Source organism: Halomonas sp. H5 (genome assembly GCF_050613175.1).
Taxonomy (GTDB): domain Bacteria; phylum Pseudomonadota; class Gammaproteobacteria; order Pseudomonadales; family Halomonadaceae; genus Bisbaumannia; species Bisbaumannia salifodinae.
The window spans coordinates 922,878-939,723 of the sequence record NZ_CP192510.1 but is presented as its reverse complement, the minus strand read 5'-3'; the positions used below and the strand labels follow the sequence as shown (position 1 = coordinate 939,723).

The following is a 16,846-nucleotide window of genomic DNA, read 5'->3' as shown; positions in this document are numbered from 1 at the left end:
GCTTGGCGCTTGGCGCTTGGCGCTTGGCGCTTGGCGCTTGGCGCTTAAATAATTTCGAAGTAGCGGTCCAATTCCCAATCGGTGATATGGCGGCGAAACTGCCGCTCCTCCCACTCCCGGGTCGCCGCGAAGTGCTCGACGAAGGCATCGCCGAACAGCGCCCGGGCCGGCGCCGAGGCCTTGAGGCGCTGGGCCGCCTCCCACAGGGTGCGCGGCAGGGCCTGATGCTCGGGATGCTCGAGCTCGTAGGCATTGCCGCGCACCGCCTCGTCCGGCTCCAGGCCCTGCTCGATGCCGTAGAGGCCGGCGCCGATGGCCGCGGCGAGCGCCAGGTAGGGGTTGGCATCGGCGCTGCCCAGCCGGTACTCCACCCGCTGGGACTTGTCGCCGCCGGGAATCACCCGCAGCGCCGTGGTGCGGTTCTCCACCCCCCAGGTGGCGTCGGTGGGGGCCCAGAAGCCGGGAATCAGCCGGGTATAGCTGTTGATGGTGGGCGCGAACATGGCCAGAAATTCCGGCATCAGCGCCTGCTGGCCGGCCACGAAATGGCGCTGGATGGCGCTCATCCCGTGGGGGGCGTCGGCATCGAAGAAGGCCGAGGCGCCGCCGTCGGCGTGGCGCAGCGACAGGTGGATATGCCCGCTCTGGCCCGGATAGTCCGGCGACCACTTGGCCATAAAGGTGGCCATCAGGCCACGGCGCTGGGCCCACACCTTGGTGAAGGTCTTGAACAGGGCGCCCTTGTCGGCGGCGGCCAGGGCGCCATCCACGGCGATCGCCGCCTCCAGCACCCCGGGGCCGGTCTCGGTATGCAGTCCCTCGATGGGGAAGTCCATGGCCTCGGCGAGCCCCAGCAGCTCGTGGTAGAGCTCGCTGTGCACCGAGCTGCGCAGCATGGAGTAGCCCATCATGTCCGGGGTGAAGGGCCTGAGGTGGCGAAAGCCCTTCTCGCGCACCGACTCCGGAGTCTCCTGGAAGAGGAAGAACTCGTACTCCAGGGAGCCGAAGGCCTCGAAGCCCAGGCCCCGGGCCCGCTCCAGCACCCGGCGCAGCAGCCCCCGGGGGCAGAGTTCGGCGGCGGGCCCCGCGAACTCGGCCAGGAACAGCAGCATCTCGCCCTCCGCCGGCACGCCCCGGCAGCTCTCCGGGACGATCCGCAGCGGCGCATCCGGGTAGCCCGTGTGCCAGCCGGTGAAGCTCACGTTGTCGTAGAGTTCGTCCTTGCTGTCCCAGCCCAGCACCACGTCGCAGAAGGCGAAGCCCGCCTCCAGGGCGTGGAAGAACTTCTCCTTGTGCATGTACTTGCCGAGCATCACCCCGTCGATATCGAACATCCCGACCTTGACGTGGCTCAGGCCACGCGCCTCGACGATGCGCCGGGCATCCGCCGGCGTCTTGACCGCTCTCGGTTCCAGTCGACTCATGGCGCCTCTTCCCGATGATGGTGATCGATCGGCGTCGCGGCCTGGCCGCGACGCCCGGACTCAGGCATAGCGATAGGGAGGGCCCGCCTGCTGCATGGTCTCCCGATAGGCCTTGAGGATCTCCACCAGGCGGGCGTTGCGCTCGCCCTGGGCGGCGATCTCGTCCCAGAAGGCCAGGGCCTCGTCCTCCAGGGTCTGCCACTCCGACTCGGGAATCGAGGTCAGCTCCAGCTTGCCGCCGGTGGTGCGGTAGTGGGCCTCGCCCCACCAGTACCAGTGCTGGCGGTAGTAGTGGGAGCTGTCCATGCACAGCTTGAACAGCGTCTTGAGGTGCTCAGGCACCTCGTTCCAGCGTTCGCTGTTGGCGAAGTAGGAGCCGGACCAGGCCCCGGAGATGTTGTTGGTCAGATAGTAGCTGCTGACGTCCGCCCAGCCCACGGTGTAGGCCTCGGTGATCCCGGCCCAGGCGATGCCGTCCAGCTCCCGGGTCTGCATGGCCACCTCGATGTCCTCCCAGGGCAGGGTCACCGGCACCACCCCGAAACGGCTCAGGAAGCGCCCAGCGGTGGGGAAGGTGAAGACCCGCTTGCCGCGCAGGTCCTCGAGGCTGCGGATCGGCTCCCGGGTGACGAAGTTGCAGGGGTCCCAGGCCCCGGCCCCCAGCCAGGTCACTCCCTCCACCTCGCCGTAGGCCTCCTCCCAGATCTCGCGCAGCCCGTAGTGCTCGAAGAGCACCGGCACGTCGAGGCTGTAGCGGGAGGCGAAGGGGAAGTAGCCGCCGAATACCGAGACGTCCACCGGGGCGGCGATGGAGTCGTCGTCGCTCTGCACCGCATCGATGGTGCCGCGCTGCATGGCCCGGAACAGCTCGCCGGTGGGCACCAGCTGGTCGGCATAGTAGAGCTCGATCTCCATCTCGCCGTTGGCGGCGCGATTGAAGGCATCGATGGAGGGCTTGATGACATGCTCGGCCAGGGCCGGGCCGGCATAGGTCTGCATGCGCCAGCGAATCGGGCTGCGCGACTGGGCATGCACATAGGGGGCGCCGACCGCGGCCGCCCCCAGGGTGGCGGCGGAGGCCAGGCCGGCCTGCTTGAGGAAATCGCGTCGATTGGTCATGGGTCTCTCCTGACATGGGTTGTTGTTGTGCCGCGACGTCTGCTGCTGGGGGCGGATCCTCCTTGTCGTGAGTGGCTGAACTAGCCGTAGTAGTGTTCCGGCAGCCAGAGCGCCAACTGTGGGAAGGCGGTGATCAGCGCCAGGCCCAGCAGCATGATCGCCACGAAGGGCCAGACGCTGCGGTAGATGTCCGAGAGGCTGACCTCCGGCGGGGCCATGGCGCGCATCAGGAAGAGGTTGTAGCCGAACGGCGGGGTCATGTAGGCGATCTGCACGGTGATGGTGTAGAGCACCCCGTACCACACCGGGTCGAAGCCCAGGCTGATCACCAGGGGCACATAGAGGGGCGCCACGATCACCAGCATGGCGGTGTCGTCGAGGAACATGCCCATCAGGAGGTAGGAGAGCTGCATCATCAGCAGGATCTCCCAGGGGCCCAGCCCCAGGCGGTCGAGGAAGACGTTCTCGATGGCGCGCACCGCGCCCAGGCCGTCGAACACCGCCCCGAAGCACAGCGCGGCGAGGATGATCCACATGAACATGCAGCTGATGGCCAGGGTGCGGCGCACCGTGACGTCGATCACCTGGCGGGTCAGGCGCCCCTTGACCAGCGCCGCCAGGGTGGCGGCGAAGGCGCCATAGGCGGCGCTCTCCACCAGGCTGGTGATCCCCATCAGGAAGAGCCCGGTCATGGAGAAGAAGATCAGCAGCGGCAGGATGCCGGCGCGCAGCAGCTTGAGCTTCTTGGTCAGCCCCAGGTCGCGCTCCTCGGCGGGCAGCGCCGGCCCCAGGCCAGGCTGGAGGCGGCAGCGGATGGCGATATAGAGCACGAAGAGGGCGGCCAGGATCAGCCCGGGAATGGCCCCGGCCAGCCACAGCTTGCCCACCGGCTGGCGGGCGATCATGCCGTAGAGCACCAGCACCACGCTGGGCGGCACCAGGATGCCCAGCGAGCTGCCGGCCTGGATCACCCCGGTGACCATGATCTTGTCGTAGCCGCGGCGCAGCAGCTCCGGCAGGGCGATGCTGGCGCCGATGGCCATGCCCGCCACGCTCAGGCCGTTCATCGCCGAGACCACCACCATCAGGCCGATGGTGCCGATGGCCAGGCCGCCCCGCAGCGAGCCCATCCAGACATGGAACATCTCGTAGAGGTCGCCGGCGATGCCCGACTCGGAGAGCATGTAACCCATGAAGACGAACAGCGGCAGGGTCAGCAGCGGGTACCAGTTCATCAGCACGAAGCTGGCGTTGAAGGGCATCTCCACCCCGCCGTCACCCCACAGCAGCAAGGCCGCCGCGGCCCCCACGAAGCCGATCACCCCGAACACCCGCTGGCCGGTCAGCAGCAACAGCATCATCGCCGAGAACATGGTCAGGGCGATCATCTCGTAGCTCATGCCGCGTCCTCCTCGTCGATGGCCCGGCCCAGGGCGCGGGCCAGGTCCTTGAGGAAGGTGGCGACGGCCTGCAGCAGCATCAGCACGATGCCCAGGCACATGATCAGCTTGATCGGCGCCAGGGGCGGCGCCCAGGCGGAGTAGTTGCGCTGGCCGTACTGCAGGGAGTAGTGGGTGCTGGAGATGCCGCCCAGCAGCAGGGTCACCAGGAAGACGATCAGGAAGAGGATGGTCAGGGCGTCCACCAGGGCCTGGGTACGCGGCGACCACTGGCTGTAGAAGAGGTCCATGCGCACATGGGACCCCACCTGCATGGCGTAGGCGCCGCCCAGCAGGTAGTAGGCGGTGAGCATGAACTGGGACATCTCCACGCCCCACAGCAGCGGGCTGTTGAGCACCGAGCGGGAGAAGGAGGCGTAGAGCAGCAGCCCCATCATGGCGAAGATCAGGTACATGGTGACCCGGCCGACGCCATGATTGAGTCGGTCCACCAGGCGCACGAAGCGGATGATCGTTGTGGGCATGGTCGCGGGGCTCCCCGGGCGTCGAGCGTATCGAGACTCAGTCTTGGTCGGGAAATCCGCGGACCGCAAAGAGCATCGGCTTTATCGACGCGGCGACTATCGAAAAAATCAATACTGCCCCGCCGCGGGGCTCGGGCACCGAGGTGGAGCTAGCGGGGGATAGTGATCGCCTCGGCCACCCAGGCATGCCGCCGCCGCAGCTCGGCCAGGAAGTCCCCCTCCAGCAGGCGGCGGGCGTCCCGGGCCAGCTGGCTGGGCAGGCCGCCCAGCTCGTCGCGCCGGCTCACCAGGGTCAGTTGGCGGCGCAGCGCCGGAATCGGCAGCGGCGCCAGCCGCAACCGGGAGAGGCCCGCCTGGTGGAGGCACAGGGGAGTGGCGAGGGTCCAGCCCACCCCGGCATCCACCAGGCGCAGCACCGCGAAGGTATTGTCCAGGTGCAGCCGCGCCGGCAGCTCCAGGCGGTTGAGCCGCAGGTGGCGCTCGATGGCCTGGCCGATCAGCGACTGGGGGGCATAGCGCACGAAATCCAGGCGCCGGGCCAGCCAGCGCAGGTTGTCCACCGGTCCGTCCCAGCTCGCCGGCAGCACCAGCACGAAGGGCTCGGCGAGGATGGGATGGCGCTCCAGGCCGTCATAGTCCTCCAGGCGATCGTCGGAGATGATGATATCCACGTGGCGGGTCATCAGCGCATGGCCATGCATATGGGAGAGGCCGGTGGTCAGGGTGTAGTCCCGGGTATGACGCTTGATCACCGCGATCAGCGGCTGGCCCACGGCGGTGGCCAGGGAATCCACCAGGGCCAGGCGCACCTGATGCAGCTTGCCGAAGCTGCCGGAGATCAACTCGCCGCGGGTGCCGCGGGCCTCCTCCAGCAGGCGCCGGGCCCGGTCGTAGAGGAAACGCCCGGCGGCGGTGGGCTCCAGGGGCCGGGAGCGGCGATCCAGCAGGCAGACCCCCAGGGCCTCCTCCAGGTTGGCCAGGCTCTGGGAGACCGAGGACTGCTTGAGTCCCAGGCTCTCGGCGGCGGCGCTCTGGCTGCCCCGCTCCAGGGTGGCGACGAAGATCTCCAGGCTGCGCAGGTCGAAGCCGAAGCCGCTTCGCATGGTGGTTCTCCCGCGGTTCGCGACTCTTCAGCCTAGGCCGGCGGGGCGCCCACCGGCACGCCTCGCGCTCAACCCTCGCGCCAACGAAGGTGGCGGCGCCGGCCGCGAGTCGCTATGGTCGGGGCCCTGGATTCGGGAGCCCCCATGACAAACGTCGATTCCCGCTGGGTCGCCTGGGCCCAGTGGCTGGCCCTGCTGACCATGACCCTCGATCATCTGGTGCGCCATCTGCTCGGACCCGGGAGCGCCCTGGCCTGGTGGCCGGAGAGCCTGGGGCGCCTGGCCTTTCCGCTGTTCGCCGCCATGGTGGCCTGGCATGGGGGCTTCACCAGCCGCGATCCGCTGCGCTATGCCCGGCGCATCCTGCTGATCGGCATCCTGGCCCAGTGGCCCTATGCGCTGATGCCGCGCCCCGAGGCCCCCTACCTGCTCAATGTCTGCTTCACCCTGGCGGCGGGCCTGGCCTGGGCCCACTGGGCCAGGGGCGCCCTGACCGAGCGGGAGACGCCACCCTGGACCCACGGAAAAAGAGGCGCTCTGACCCGGAACACCCCACCCTGGGCCCACGGGGAGAGAGGCGCTCTGGCCCGGTACACCCCATCCTGGGCCCACGGGGAGAGAGGCGCTCTGGCCCGGTACACCCCATCCTGGGCCCACGGGGAGAGAGGCGCTCTGGCCCGGAACACTCCGCCTTGGACCCACCGGGTGGTAAGGGGCGCCCCGCCTTGGGCGGGGCTGGCGCTCTCCCTGGTTCTCTGGTGGGCACTGGGCTTCTGGGTGGAATTCGGCCATGCCGGCCTGGCGCTGGTGCCGGCGCTGATGCTGGCGCTGATGCTGGCGCTGTCTCGGCAAGCGGCCTCTGCGGCACGGCGGTGGATGGCAAGCCTGCCGGCGCTGGTGGTGGTCGCCCTGCTTAACCCGGGACTTCAGGCCAGCGCCTTCGCCCTGGCCGGCGTGGCGCTGGCTTTGGCGATGGCCGCTGGCGGCCTGCCCCGCCTGCCCTGGCCCCTACCCCGCTGGCTATGGCGGGCCTGGTATCCGGGCCACTTCGCCCTGCTGGCGCTGCTGCTCTGGGACTAAGCGCTTTCATCGGATTGCAACGCGGGATGGCGAGGATACGGGACTACCCAGTCGTCATTCACAAGGAACCGACCATGACTCAGCACCTCCCTGGCACCACGGACCCGGTACTGGCCGCCGGCGACGAGCCCCAGAGCAATGCCTCCGGCAACGCCTACTTCGGCGATATCCTCGAGACCCGCCTGAGCCGCCGCAGCCTGCTGCGCGGTAGCCTGGCCGCCGCCGTGGCCGGCGCCATGGCCACCAGCCTGCCCTTCGGCGGCGCCTTCGCCGGCCAGGGCGGCCGCGGCCCCAGCCTGGGCTTCGCCGCCATCCCGACCAGCAGCGCCGATGCGGTGGTGGTTCCCGAGGGCTATCGGGTCCAGGCGATGATCCCCTGGGGCACCTCCCTGGCCGAGGGGACTCCGGACTTCGCCACCGACAACGACGCCGACGACCAGGCCCATCAGGTGGGCAGCCACCACGACGGCATGCACTTCTTCCCCCTGGACGGCCGCTCCGACGAGGGCCTGCTGGTGCTTAACCACGAATATATCGAGCCACGCTTTATGCACGCCGCCGCCGCGGGGCTAGCGCTGGACTCCGGCGGCTTCCCCGAGCGCCCCGACGGCAGCCGCGACGCCGACCAGGTGCGCCGGGAGCTGCATGCCCATGGCGTCTCCATCGTGCACCTGCGGCGCGGCGACGACGGCCAGTGGCGCCTGGTCAAGGATGCCCAGAGCCGTCGCGTCACCGGCCTGACGCCGATGCGCCTGGCCGGCCCGGTGGCGGGCAGCGAGCATGTCATCACCCAATACAGCCCGGACGGCAGCATGACCCGCGGCACCCTCAACAACTGCGCCAACGGGGTCACCCCCTGGGGCACCTATATGGCCTCGGAGGAGAACTGGGCCGGCTACTTCGCCAATCGCGCCGAGACCATCGACCGCCGCCAGGCCCGCTACGGCATCACCCGCCGCGACACCAGCCGCTACCAGTGGCACAAGGCGGCCGGCGGCGCCGACGAGTTCCTGCGCTTCGATGCCACCCCGCGGGGTGGCTCCTCCGCCGAGGATTACCGCAACGAGCCGCATGCCTTCGGCTATATGGTGGAGATCGACCCCTTCGATGCCGAGGCCGCGCCGATCAAGCGCACCCACCTGGGGCGCTTCGCCCACGAGGGGGTGGTCTTCGCCCCGGCGGTGGAAGGCGAGCCGGTGGTCTGCTACTCCGGCGACGACGCCCGCTTCGAGTACATCTACAAGTTCGTCTCGGCGCGCCCCTATCGGGCCGCCAGCGCGGACGGCTCGCTGCTCGACGAGGGCACCCTCTATGCGGCGAAATTCCACGCCGATGGCAGCGGCGAGTGGCTGGCCCTGGCCCCCGGCGAGAACGGCCTGACCCCGGAGAACGGCTTCCAGAACCTGGCCGATATCCTGGTCAATGCCCGCTCCGCCGCCGACACCGCCGGCGCCACCAAGATGGATCGCCCCGAGTGGGGCGCCGTGGACCCGGCCAGCGGCCAGGTCTACTTCACCCTGACCAACAACACCCGCCGCGAGCCGGGTCAGGAGGACGCCGCCAACCCGCGGGCCAACAACACCTTCGGCCATATCATCCGCTGGCGGGAACAGGGCGGCCAGGACGCCACCCGCTTCCAGTGGGAGATCTTCCTGCTGGCCGGCGACCGGGACAGCGGCCGCGATGCGAACGGCGCCCCCCTGGACGACGACGCCATCCTGGCCTCGCCGGATGGCCTGTGGATGGACGCGGAGCGCCGCCTGTGGATCCAGACCGATATCAGCGAATCGGTGATGAACGACGGCATCTACGAGGTCTTCGGCAATAACCAGATGCTGGTGGCCAACCCCGAGAGCGGCGAACTCAAGCGCTTCCTCACCGGCCCCATCGGCCAGGAGATCACCGGGGTGACCATGACCCCGGACCGGCGCACCCTCTTCGTCAATGTCCAGCACCCCGGCGCCACCACCGAAGCCTCGGCCTTCGCCGCCGGCGACTACGCCAGCCACTGGCCGGACGGCGGCGATGCCATCCCGCGCTCCGCCACCCTGGCGATCAGCCGCGAGGACGGCGGCATCGTCGGCGCCTGACCCCGACCCACGAGACGCAAAGAGGCCCCGCTTTGGCGGGGCCTCTTGGTATACGACTGATCGAACGGTAAGCGCGAGCCGGAGCGTCCTAAAGTCCTAGAAGTGCCACTCCAGGTTGAAGGTGGCCGCATCGGTGTCGACACCCGGGCCGTCGGCGTTGCCGAACTTGTTGCGCCAGTGCTCGTAGCCCACCCCGGCCCAGAGGTTGTTGCTCTCGCCCCAGGCCAGTTGCCCCACGTCCACCATCAGGGAGGTCCGCAGCAGGCGCTCGGTGGAGGTGTCGTTGCCGAAGCCATCCTCGCCCTTGGAGGTATTGAGATTGAAGAAGCCCTGGAACTTCATCGGCACGGGGCCGGCATCGAAGGGCACGCCCCAGGCCACGTTGAGCTGGGCATAGGGGTCGAAGGTCACCCGACTGGGGTCGCAGAAGCCGCAGTTGTTCCACTCGCGGCTGTAGAAGAGGCTCACGTCCAGGAAGCCCCGGGGCAGATCGAACTTGAGGGTCGGCCCCACCACGAACTGCCGCTTGCGGGGCGCGAAGGCGGTATTCTTGGTGTTGAGGTCGAAGCCGGCGGTCAGGGCCACATCACGCACCGGACCGAAGCTCAGCGCCTCGCCGAAGAGGCCGCCATAGTGCAGCTGGTGGCGGTAGGCCAGGTAGGCCTCCATGGCCCCGGTCTCGCTGCCGGCGGCGGGATCATCGCGATCCGACTGGAGCAGGTCCAGGTTGAAGAAGTTCTGCCCATAGGCGTAGCCGCTGGCATGGGTGAAGCTGATGATATGCTTCTGGATGTCTTCGTCGTTGGCGGGTTCGGTAAATTCGGTACCGAAGCGGTAGCCGATGGAGGTATCGCTCCAGGTAGCGGCAGTCGCGGTGGTGGCGGAGAGGGCCAGGATCACCCCTGCGCCGATAACCTTGCTAGCTTGTGTCATGGATTGTCTCCACATATTGTCGTTATCATGAACAACATCCTGTATACATAAGAGAGGATGTGACTCCACAGTCTAGGGCCCCCGCCAGGAATGAACACTACCGAGGCGCCATAGTCTGGATCACGGAACTCTTATATAAGATAAAGACAATACAATGAGCCGAGGGACCCTGATGGCAAATCGAACCAAGGACCCACTGGACACCTACCTGCTGCGGGTGCTCTGCCTGCTGCTGGACGAGCGCAATGTGTCGCGCACCGCGATCCTGATGCACCAGTCCCAGCCGGCGATCAGCGCGGCGCTGAAGAAGCTGCGCGAGATCTTCGACGATGCCCTGCTGGTACGCGACAAGGGCGGCATGGTACCCACCGAGCGTGCCCTGGAGCTGCTACCCCATGCCCGCCGCGCCCTGGCCGAGATCGATCGCCTCACCGAATCGCCGGCGGAATTCGAGCCGGCCAGCAGCCGCCAGCAGTTCCGTATCGGTGCCCCGGATTACCTGGCGCCGGTCTTTATGCGCACGGCGGTTCACCTGTTGCGGGACCAGGCGCCCCAGGCACGCCTCTCGGTGCATGCCCTGGGCCCCGACTACGACTTCGAGACGGCCCTGGCGGAGGGTGAGCTGGATATCGTCATCGGCAACTGGCCGGAGCCGCCGGAGCGCATGCACCTGTCGATGCTGCTGGAGGACGAGATCGTCTGCCTGATGGCGGAAGATCACCCCCTGACCGCCGAACCCGCCCTGACCCAGGAGGCCTACCTGGCGGCGGGCCATGTGGTGCCCATGCCCTACTCCCGCAGTCAGCGCGGGGTCATCGACCGCTGCCTGACCAGCCTGCGCCTGGAGCGTCACGAGGTGATCGAGGTGCAGTCCTTCACCCTGGCCCCCTACCTGATCCAGGGCAGCGACCTGGTCTTCACCACCAGTCGTCACTTCGCCGACTTCTATGCCCGGCTGCTGCCGCTGACCATTCGCCCCTGCCCCATCGCCTTCCCGCCGATGCGCTTCTACCAGCTGTGGCACGACCGCCAGCACCACGCCCCGGCCCATCGCTGGATCCGCGGCCTGCTGACCCAGGCCGGTCGCGAGGCCCAGGCGGTCGGCCGCCAGACATAGCGACGCCGCCCGGTGGGCGGCGTCGTGAGGCGAGGCGGCCCCTCGAGGGGCCGACTGATCAGGGCTCGAAGCTGAACCGCGGCGCCGGGGCCTCCGGCAGCAGGGCCGCGCAGGCCCGCACCTTCTCCAGCAGCGCCTCATGGGTCGGCGCCACCAGGTTCACATGGGCCAGCTTGCGTCCGGCGCGCTCCGCCTTGTCGTAGCGATGCAGATGGGCGTCTTGCAGGGCCAGGATCGCGGCGGCATCGCCTTCGCGGCCGATCACATTGATCATGCAGGTCGGCATCCGTGCCGCGGTATCGCCCAGGGGCAGCCCCTGGATGGCACGCAGGTGATTCTCGAACTGGCTGGTCACCGCGCCGTCCTGGGTCCAGTGGCCGGAGTTGTGCACCCGGGGCGCCATCTCGTTGGCCAGCAGGGCGCCGTCGCGGGTCTGGAACAGCTCCAGGGTCAGCACGCCCACATAGTCGAGCTCGTCGAGCAGCGCGCGGATATAGCCATCGGCGGTCTGCTGCACGGCCTCGTCCAGGTCCGGCATGGGCGCCACGGAATAGCGCAGGATGCCGTCCATATGGACGTTCTCGGCCATCGGATAGAAGACCACCTGGCCGTCGCGGCCGCGCACGGCGATGATCGACACCTCGCGCACGAAGTCGACGAAGGCCTCGACGATCAGCCGCGGGTGGCCGATGGCGCGCCAGGCCTCCTGGGCCTCGGCCGGGTCGCGGAGCACCGCCTGGCCCTTGCCGTCATAGCCCTCGGTCACCGACTTGGCCACCACCGGGCAGCCCAGCTCGCGGGCCGCCGCCTCCAGCTCGTCGGCGTGCTCCACCAGGCGATAGGCGGGGGTGGGGATGCCCAGGCGATCGAACAGCGCCTTCTCCTCGGCACGGTTCTGGCAGACCCGGATCGCCTCGCTGGAGGGGTAAACCGGCGTCTGCTCCTCGATGGCCTGGACCAGGGCCACCGGCAGGTGCTCGAACTCGTAGGTGACCAGATCCACCTTGGCCAGGAAGTCGGCCAGGTGCTTCTGGTCGGTATCGATCATCACCTCGCCGATGCCGGCACTGGGGTGGCCGGTGGTATCCAGGAAGGTGAAGCGATTGCCCAGGGGGTAGCCCGCCAAGGCCAGCATGCGGCCCAGTTGGCCGGCACCCAGAACGCCGATATTCATGCTTGCTTCCTCATTCGCTGGGACGGGGGTCCGGGTTGTCGAGCACCGCCTCGGTCTGCTCGGCGCGGAAGGCCTCCACCGCCTGACGGATGGTAGCGTCCTGCAGGCCGACGATCTGCGCCGCCAGCAGGCCCGCGTTGGTGGCCCCGGCCTTGCCGATGGCCAGGGTACCCACGGCGATGCCGCCGGGCATCTGCACGATGGAGAGCAGCGAATCGAGCCCCTTGAGGGACTTGGACTCCACCGGCACGCCCAGCACCGGCAGGGCGGTCTGGGAGGCCACCATGCCCGGCAGGTGGGCGGCGCCCCCGGCCCCGGCGATGATCACCGAGAGGCCCCGCTCGGCGGCGGACTTGGCATAATCGAAGAGCAGGTCCGGAGTGCGATGGGCGGAGACCACCCGGGTCTCATAGGGCACGCCGAGACGCTCCAGCATGGCCACCGCATGTTCCATCACCGGCCAGTCGGACTTGGAGCCCATGATCACGCCAACGCGTGGGGATGAGGTGGACGGCGCCTCGTGGGACGACTGCATGGCCTGCTCCTCGGCAAACGGGTGCCTGGTATGAAGTGTGGGTGAAATTCGAAGGGGCGGTATTCTACCCAGGCCATGCCCCGACGTCATCTTGACCAACTGGCCAGCGTCGCCGGGCGGCGACGCCGGCTTTCACCCTTTGTGCGCACTCCCCTGCTAAGGTGATGACGTCGGCGGGATTGCCGACCATCGCAGCCGTTTCCCAGCAAGGAGAGAATCGATGAAGCGTCCCCTGTTCCTGATTACCGCCCTCACCGCCGCCCTGGCCCTGGCCGGGTGCAACCAAGCCGAGGAGTCCGCCGCCAGCGCCGACGCCGACCAGGTGACCCTGAGCGCCGACGACACCGGCTCCGCCGATGCCAACACGCTGACTTCAGGCACCGACGACGAGTCCCAGGCGGCAGCCGCCGAGCCGGCGACCCTGAACGGCAGCCTGAGCTACCGGGAGCGCATGGCCCTGCCGGAGGATAGCCTGATCATCGTCCAGTTGCTGGACGTCTCCCTGGCCGATGCCCCGGCGGAGATCCTCGCCGAGAAGCACCTGATGCCCGAGGGCCAGGTCCCCGTCGAGTTCAGCCTCGCCTATGATCCGGCCGAGGTGGAAGCCAACCACCGCTACGCCCTGCGCGGCGAGATCCGCGGCGCCGAAGGTGAGCTGCTGTGGACCACCACCGAGCACCAGGGCGTCGACCTGAGCGACGCGGCCCCCGAGGCCCAGGAACTGATCCTGACCCGGGTCACCGAGCCGGAGGAAGTGGCCAGCGAGACCGAGGCAGCAGCGGAAGCGACCACCGACGAGGCCGACGCCGGCTAACCCCCTCCTCAGTCAGCCGGCGGTCGCCCGCCGGCTGGCCAGCCAGTTCCCGCACAGCGCCAGCGCCATCACCGCCACCCCGGCGGCTTCCACCCGAAAATCGGGATAGAAGACCGCCACGATGGCCGGCCCGATGACCAGCCGCGATAGCCACCCCATGCGGGTGAACAGGTAGCCCTCCAGGGCCGCGGCGAAGGCCCCCAGGGCCAGGATGGCGATCACGGCGTTCCAGATCAGCACCGGCCAGGGGCCGCCCATGATGATCTCCGGGTTGAAGACCATGAACACCGGGATCAGGTAGAGCCCCTTGGCGAACTTCCACGCCTGCACCCCGGTGGCCATCGGCTTGCTGCCGGCGATGGCCGCCCCGGCGAAACCGGCCAGGGCGATCGGCGGCGTGACGTTGGAATCCTGGGAATACCAGAACACCACCAGATGGGCGATCAGCAGCGGGATGCCGAACTCGGCGGTCAGCGCCGGGCCCACCAGCACGATCAGCACGATATAGCTGGCGGTGACCGGCAGGCCCATGCCCAGCACCAGGCTGGCCAGCAGCACCATGATCAGCGCCAGCACGATATTGCCCCCGGAGAAGGCCATCATCATGGCCGAGAACTTCAGCCCCAGGCCGGTGAGACCCACCACCCCGACGATGATGCCGGCCACGGCGCAGGCCATGGAGACCGCCACGGCGTTACGCGCGCCCAGCTCCAGCCCTTCCAGCAGCTTGGCGAGGCCCGCCCGCACGGCCCGCCAGATACCCTCGACGGTGACGCCCTGCCCCTGCCGGGGGGCGATAAAGAAGTACCAGACCGCATAGCGCAGGGCCGCCACCGCCACCATGGTGATCACCGCATAGAAGCCCACCCGCATCGGCGACATATGCATCACCAGCAGCCACACCAGCACCCCCAGCGGCAGCAGGAAGTGCCAGCCCTCGCGCATCACCTCGCGCATCTGCGGCAGCTCCGCGCGAGCCATGCCCTGCATGCCCTGCTTGAGGGCGATGATATGCACGAACAGATAGACGGTGGCGAAGTAGAGGACCGCCGGCAGGATGCTCACCTTGACCACCTCCAGGTAAGGCACCCGGGTGTACTCGGCGATCAGGAAGGCGCCGGCGCCCATCAGCGGCGGCATGATCTGGCCGCCGGTGGAGGCCGCCGCCTCGATGCCACCGGCCTGGTGGGGCTTGTAGCCCAGGCGTTTCATCAGCGGGATGGTGAAGGCGCCGGTGGTCACCACATTGGCGATGGCGCTGCCGGAGATGGAGCCCATGCCGGCGGAAGCCAGCACCGCCGCCTTGGCGGGGCCGCCGCGCTGGCGGCCGGTGGCGGCATAGGCCATATCGATAAAGAACTTGCCGGCGCCGGTCACCTCGAGGAAGGCGCCGAACAGCACGAAGACGAAGATATAGGTGGCCGCCACCCCCAGCGGCAGGCCGAAGATCCCCTCCTGGCCCAGATAGAGCTGGCCCACCAGCCGGTCGATATTGTAGCCGCGATGCTCGAGGATGCCGGGCAGGAACTGCCCCAGCCAGGGCAGCTCGCCCCGTGGCCCGGCGAAGGCATAGAGGATGCCCAGGGCGCCGATAATGGTCATGCCCAGCCCCACCGCCCGGCGGCTCGCCTCGAGCACGGTGATCACGGCGATGCAGCCGACCAGGATATCGGTCTGGCTCCAGAAGCCGGCGCGGCGGATGATCTCGTCCAGGTAGAGCACCAGGTAGCCGCCGGTGATCAGGGCCCCGGCCAGGAAGAGGCCGTCGATGGCCCAGCCCGGCAGGCCGCGCCGGCGTGTCGGGCCGAACACCGGAAAGATCAGGAAGGCCAGCAGCATGATCAGCATCAGGTGGATGCTGCGCTGATAGAAGAGCCCCAGCGGCTGGATGCCGGCGGAATAGAGCTGGAACAGGGACAGCCCGACGGCGACCAGGGAGATCAGCCACAGGATCGGCCTGGCCTGCTTCGTCTGGCTGCCCGGGACGACGGGGGAAACGCCGGAATCGCTCATCATGGTTCTCTCGCAGGCAGGGATCCCGCGGGGACGACCAGATGCACCGTCACCCGCTGATGTTCGGCCAATCGGCTGAGGCTGAGGCGCTCGCCGTCCACCACCAGGCGATGATCGACGTCCATGGCACCGACCCGCAGGCGGTAGGCATTGCCGGGCACCGGCTCGTCGATGGCCTCGATCCAGTAGCCGCCCCGACCGTCGGAGACCTGGCGCCCGCGGCCGGGAATATGATCGAGGCCGGCGGCGAAATCCGGCAGATGGCTGCGCTCCAGTACCATGCGTCCCTGGCGATGACGGTAGCAGTCGAGCACCGGGAAACCCGCCACCGAGTGATTCCACTCCAGGCACCAGCCGGCCCCCTCGGGCATGGGCAGGCTCAGCAGGGTCTCGCCACGCTCGCTGATCACCGCCAGGTGGGCCTCGTCGGCCATCGCCGGGGGCACCGCCAGGCCTAGTGCAAGCGCCAGGGCGAGCCTCATGGCCCGCCCCGTCGTGCTCATCCCCATGGATCAGGGACGCTGATGCTCGGCCACCTCGGCGCCCACCTCCTCGTAGTAGCGCAGCGCGCCCGGATGGAAGGCGATGGGGGTGGAGTCGACGCTGAATTCCACGGTGGTGTCATTGGCCGCCGGATGGATGGCGATCAGCTCATCGGTCTGCTCGAAGAGCACCTTGGTGATCTGGTAGGCCAGCTCCTCGTCCATCTCGCTGCTCACCGCCAGCACATTGGGGATACTGATGGTCTGCACCGGCTCCTCTACCCCGTCATAGATGCCCGCCCGCAGGCTGTAGGGGGCGAATACCGGCTCCACCTCCCGGGCATTGGCGATCTCTTCGTCGGTGAGGCCGACCAGCCGCACATCACGGGTGGTGGCCAGGTTGAGGATGGAGCTGGTGGGCGGGCCCACGCTCCAGAAGCCGGCATCGATATCGCCGTCACGGATGGCATCGGCGGTCTCGTTGAAGTTGAGGCGCTGGGGCGTGAAGTCGTCATAGTCGATGCCGTTGGCCTCCAGCAGGGCCCGGGCATTGAGCTCGGTGCCGCTGCCCGGCGCCCCCACCGAGACCCGCTTGCCGCGCAGGTCCGCCAGGGAATGGACCTCGGAGTCGGCCAGGGTCACCAGCTGCACCGCATTGGGATAGATGGACGCCAGGGCGCGAATATTCTCCAGTTGGCGCCCCTCGAAGTCGCCGGTGCCGCTATAGGCCTGATAGACGGTATCCGCCAGGGCCAGGGCCAGGTCGGAATCGCCGCGCCACACCAGGCCCATGTTCTCCACCGAAGCCCCGGTGACCTCGGCCACGGCGCTGGCGCCCTCGATATGGTTGTTGATCAGTTCGGCGAGGCCGCCACCATAGGGGTAGTAGGTGCCGCCGGTACCGCCGGTGGCGATGGAGAGTTGCTGGCCGAAGGCGGCGGGAGCCAGGGCCAGCAGGGAGGCGGCCAGGGTAAGCTTGAATCGTGGCATGGAATCGCTCCAGGAAGGCGGATTGTTGTGTGGGACGATCATCCTCTT

The 16,846-nt window shown here is 68.4% G+C and carries 15 protein-coding genes; 4 read left to right on the top strand and 11 right to left on the bottom strand.

The genetic code is table 11. The annotated features are described in order from the left end of the window. Positions 1-44: 44 nt before the first annotated feature. The 5 genes from ACQ1W9_RS04330 to ACQ1W9_RS04310 form a co-directional block, all read right to left on the bottom strand. A complete protein-coding gene (locus tag ACQ1W9_RS04330) occupies positions 45-1,424 on the bottom strand; it encodes a glutamine synthetase family protein (RefSeq protein ID WP_431025494.1) in 1,380 nt (459 codons plus the stop codon). A 60-nt stretch (positions 1,425-1,484) separates the two neighbouring features. After that, on the bottom strand, positions 1,485-2,543 hold the full coding sequence (locus ACQ1W9_RS04325) for a TRAP transporter substrate-binding protein (RefSeq protein WP_431025493.1): 1,059 nt from the start codon (positions 2,541-2,543) through the stop codon (positions 1,485-1,487). An 80-nt stretch (positions 2,544-2,623) separates the two neighbouring features. Further along, positions 2,624-3,943, bottom strand: a complete 1,320-nt coding sequence (locus ACQ1W9_RS04320) for a TRAP transporter large permease (protein WP_431025492.1) — start codon at positions 3,941-3,943, stop codon at positions 2,624-2,626. Beyond that, complete coding sequence (locus tag ACQ1W9_RS04315; protein WP_431025491.1) at positions 3,940-4,467, bottom strand: TRAP transporter small permease subunit; 528 nt, start codon at positions 4,465-4,467, stop codon at positions 3,940-3,942. The genes ACQ1W9_RS04320 and ACQ1W9_RS04315 overlap by 4 nt, the downstream gene beginning before the upstream one ends. A 149-nt stretch (positions 4,468-4,616) precedes the next feature. Continuing rightward, positions 4,617-5,570, bottom strand: a complete 954-nt coding sequence (locus ACQ1W9_RS04310; RefSeq protein WP_431025490.1) for a LysR family transcriptional regulator — start codon at positions 5,568-5,570, stop codon at positions 4,617-4,619. A 144-nt stretch (positions 5,571-5,714) separates the two neighbouring features. On the opposite strand from ACQ1W9_RS04310, the gene ACQ1W9_RS04305 reads away from it, so the two are divergent. Together ACQ1W9_RS04305 and ACQ1W9_RS04300 are read left to right on the top strand one after the other, a co-directional pair. Continuing rightward, complete coding sequence (locus ACQ1W9_RS04305; RefSeq protein WP_431025489.1) at positions 5,715-6,650, top strand: TraX family protein; 936 nt, start codon at positions 5,715-5,717, stop codon at positions 6,648-6,650. Positions 6,651-6,724: 74 nt separating this feature from the next. Beyond that, positions 6,725-8,740: a PhoX family protein gene (locus ACQ1W9_RS04300; RefSeq protein ID WP_431025488.1), complete on the top strand. Its 2,016-nt coding sequence runs from the start codon at positions 6,725-6,727 to the stop codon at positions 8,738-8,740. A gap of 96 nt (positions 8,741-8,836) precedes the next feature. Here ACQ1W9_RS04300 and ACQ1W9_RS04295 read toward each other — a convergent pair whose 3' ends face one another. Beyond that, a complete protein-coding gene (locus tag ACQ1W9_RS04295; RefSeq protein ID WP_431025487.1) occupies positions 8,837-9,673 on the bottom strand; it encodes a hypothetical protein in 837 nt (278 codons plus the stop codon). Between the two features lie 172 nt (positions 9,674-9,845). On the opposite strand from ACQ1W9_RS04295, the gene ACQ1W9_RS04290 reads away from it, so the two are divergent. Then, the gene (locus tag ACQ1W9_RS04290) at positions 9,846-10,790 is read left to right on the top strand and encodes a LysR family transcriptional regulator (RefSeq protein ID WP_431025486.1); all 945 of its coding nucleotides are present in this window, start codon (positions 9,846-9,848) and stop codon (positions 10,788-10,790) included. Between the two features lie 58 nt (positions 10,791-10,848). Here the strand turns inward: ACQ1W9_RS04290 and ACQ1W9_RS04285 are convergent, their stop codons facing one another. After that, the gene (locus ACQ1W9_RS04285) at positions 10,849-11,964 is read right to left on the bottom strand and encodes a 5-(carboxyamino)imidazole ribonucleotide synthase (protein ID WP_431025485.1); all 1,116 of its coding nucleotides are present in this window, start codon (positions 11,962-11,964) and stop codon (positions 10,849-10,851) included. 10 nt (positions 11,965-11,974) lie between these two features. Then, positions 11,975-12,499, bottom strand: a complete 525-nt coding sequence (gene purE, locus ACQ1W9_RS04280; RefSeq protein ID WP_346061637.1) for a 5-(carboxyamino)imidazole ribonucleotide mutase — start codon at positions 12,497-12,499, stop codon at positions 11,975-11,977. Between the two features lie 220 nt (positions 12,500-12,719). Here purE and ACQ1W9_RS04275 point away from each other — a divergent pair, with 220 nt between their 5' ends. Continuing rightward, a complete protein-coding gene (locus ACQ1W9_RS04275) occupies positions 12,720-13,313 on the top strand; it encodes a YbaY family lipoprotein (protein WP_431025484.1) in 594 nt (197 codons plus the stop codon). Between the two features lie 12 nt (positions 13,314-13,325). Here ACQ1W9_RS04275 and ACQ1W9_RS04270 read toward each other — a convergent pair whose 3' ends face one another. Genes ACQ1W9_RS04270 through ACQ1W9_RS04260 form a run of 3 tightly spaced genes read right to left on the bottom strand, consistent with a single transcriptional unit; the run spans position 13,326 to position 16,798 of the window. Beyond that, positions 13,326-15,326: a TRAP transporter permease gene (locus tag ACQ1W9_RS04270; RefSeq protein ID WP_431026405.1), complete on the bottom strand. Its 2,001-nt coding sequence runs from the start codon at positions 15,324-15,326 to the stop codon at positions 13,326-13,328. After that, complete coding sequence (locus ACQ1W9_RS04265; RefSeq protein WP_431025483.1) at positions 15,326-15,808, bottom strand: DUF1850 domain-containing protein; 483 nt, start codon at positions 15,806-15,808, stop codon at positions 15,326-15,328. The genes ACQ1W9_RS04270 and ACQ1W9_RS04265 overlap by 1 nt, the downstream gene beginning before the upstream one ends. 30 nt (positions 15,809-15,838) lie before the next feature. Then, positions 15,839-16,798: a TAXI family TRAP transporter solute-binding subunit gene (locus ACQ1W9_RS04260; RefSeq protein WP_431025482.1), complete on the bottom strand. Its 960-nt coding sequence runs from the start codon at positions 16,796-16,798 to the stop codon at positions 15,839-15,841. Positions 16,799-16,846 lie beyond the last annotated feature (48 nt).

Bases quoted from the DNA above. Each gene is read 5' to 3' on its own strand.
- ACQ1W9_RS04330 (WP_431025494.1), bottom strand. From the start codon at position 1,424: ATGAGTCGACTGGAACCGAGAGCGGTCAAGACGCCGGCGGATGCCCGG.
- ACQ1W9_RS04325 (WP_431025493.1), bottom strand. From the start codon at position 2,543: ATGACCAATCGACGCGATTTCCTCAAGCAGGCCGGCCTGGCCTCCGCC.
- ACQ1W9_RS04320 (WP_431025492.1), bottom strand. From the start codon at position 3,943: ATGAGCTACGAGATGATCGCCCTGACCATGTTCTCGGCGATGATGCTG.
- ACQ1W9_RS04315 (WP_431025491.1), bottom strand. From the start codon at position 4,467: ATGCCCACAACGATCATCCGCTTCGTGCGCCTGGTGGACCGACTCAAT.
- ACQ1W9_RS04310 (WP_431025490.1), bottom strand. From the start codon at position 5,570: ATGCGAAGCGGCTTCGGCTTCGACCTGCGCAGCCTGGAGATCTTCGTC.
- ACQ1W9_RS04305 (WP_431025489.1), top strand. From the start codon at position 5,715: ATGACAAACGTCGATTCCCGCTGGGTCGCCTGGGCCCAGTGGCTGGCC.
- ACQ1W9_RS04300 (WP_431025488.1), top strand. From the start codon at position 6,725: ATGACTCAGCACCTCCCTGGCACCACGGACCCGGTACTGGCCGCCGGC.
- ACQ1W9_RS04295 (WP_431025487.1), bottom strand. From the start codon at position 9,673: ATGACACAAGCTAGCAAGGTTATCGGCGCAGGGGTGATCCTGGCCCTC.
- ACQ1W9_RS04290 (WP_431025486.1), top strand. From the start codon at position 9,846: ATGGCAAATCGAACCAAGGACCCACTGGACACCTACCTGCTGCGGGTG.
- ACQ1W9_RS04285 (WP_431025485.1), bottom strand. From the start codon at position 11,964: ATGAATATCGGCGTTCTGGGTGCCGGCCAACTGGGCCGCATGCTGGCC.
- purE (WP_346061637.1), bottom strand. From the start codon at position 12,499: ATGCAGTCGTCCCACGAGGCGCCGTCCACCTCATCCCCACGCGTTGGC.
- ACQ1W9_RS04275 (WP_431025484.1), top strand. From the start codon at position 12,720: ATGAAGCGTCCCCTGTTCCTGATTACCGCCCTCACCGCCGCCCTGGCC.
- ACQ1W9_RS04270 (WP_431026405.1), bottom strand. From the start codon at position 15,326: ATGAGCGATTCCGGCGTTTCCCCCGTCGTCCCGGGCAGCCAGACGAAG.
- ACQ1W9_RS04265 (WP_431025483.1), bottom strand. From the start codon at position 15,808: ATGAGGCTCGCCCTGGCGCTTGCACTAGGCCTGGCGGTGCCCCCGGCG.
- ACQ1W9_RS04260 (WP_431025482.1), bottom strand. From the start codon at position 16,798: ATGCCACGATTCAAGCTTACCCTGGCCGCCTCCCTGCTGGCCCTGGCT.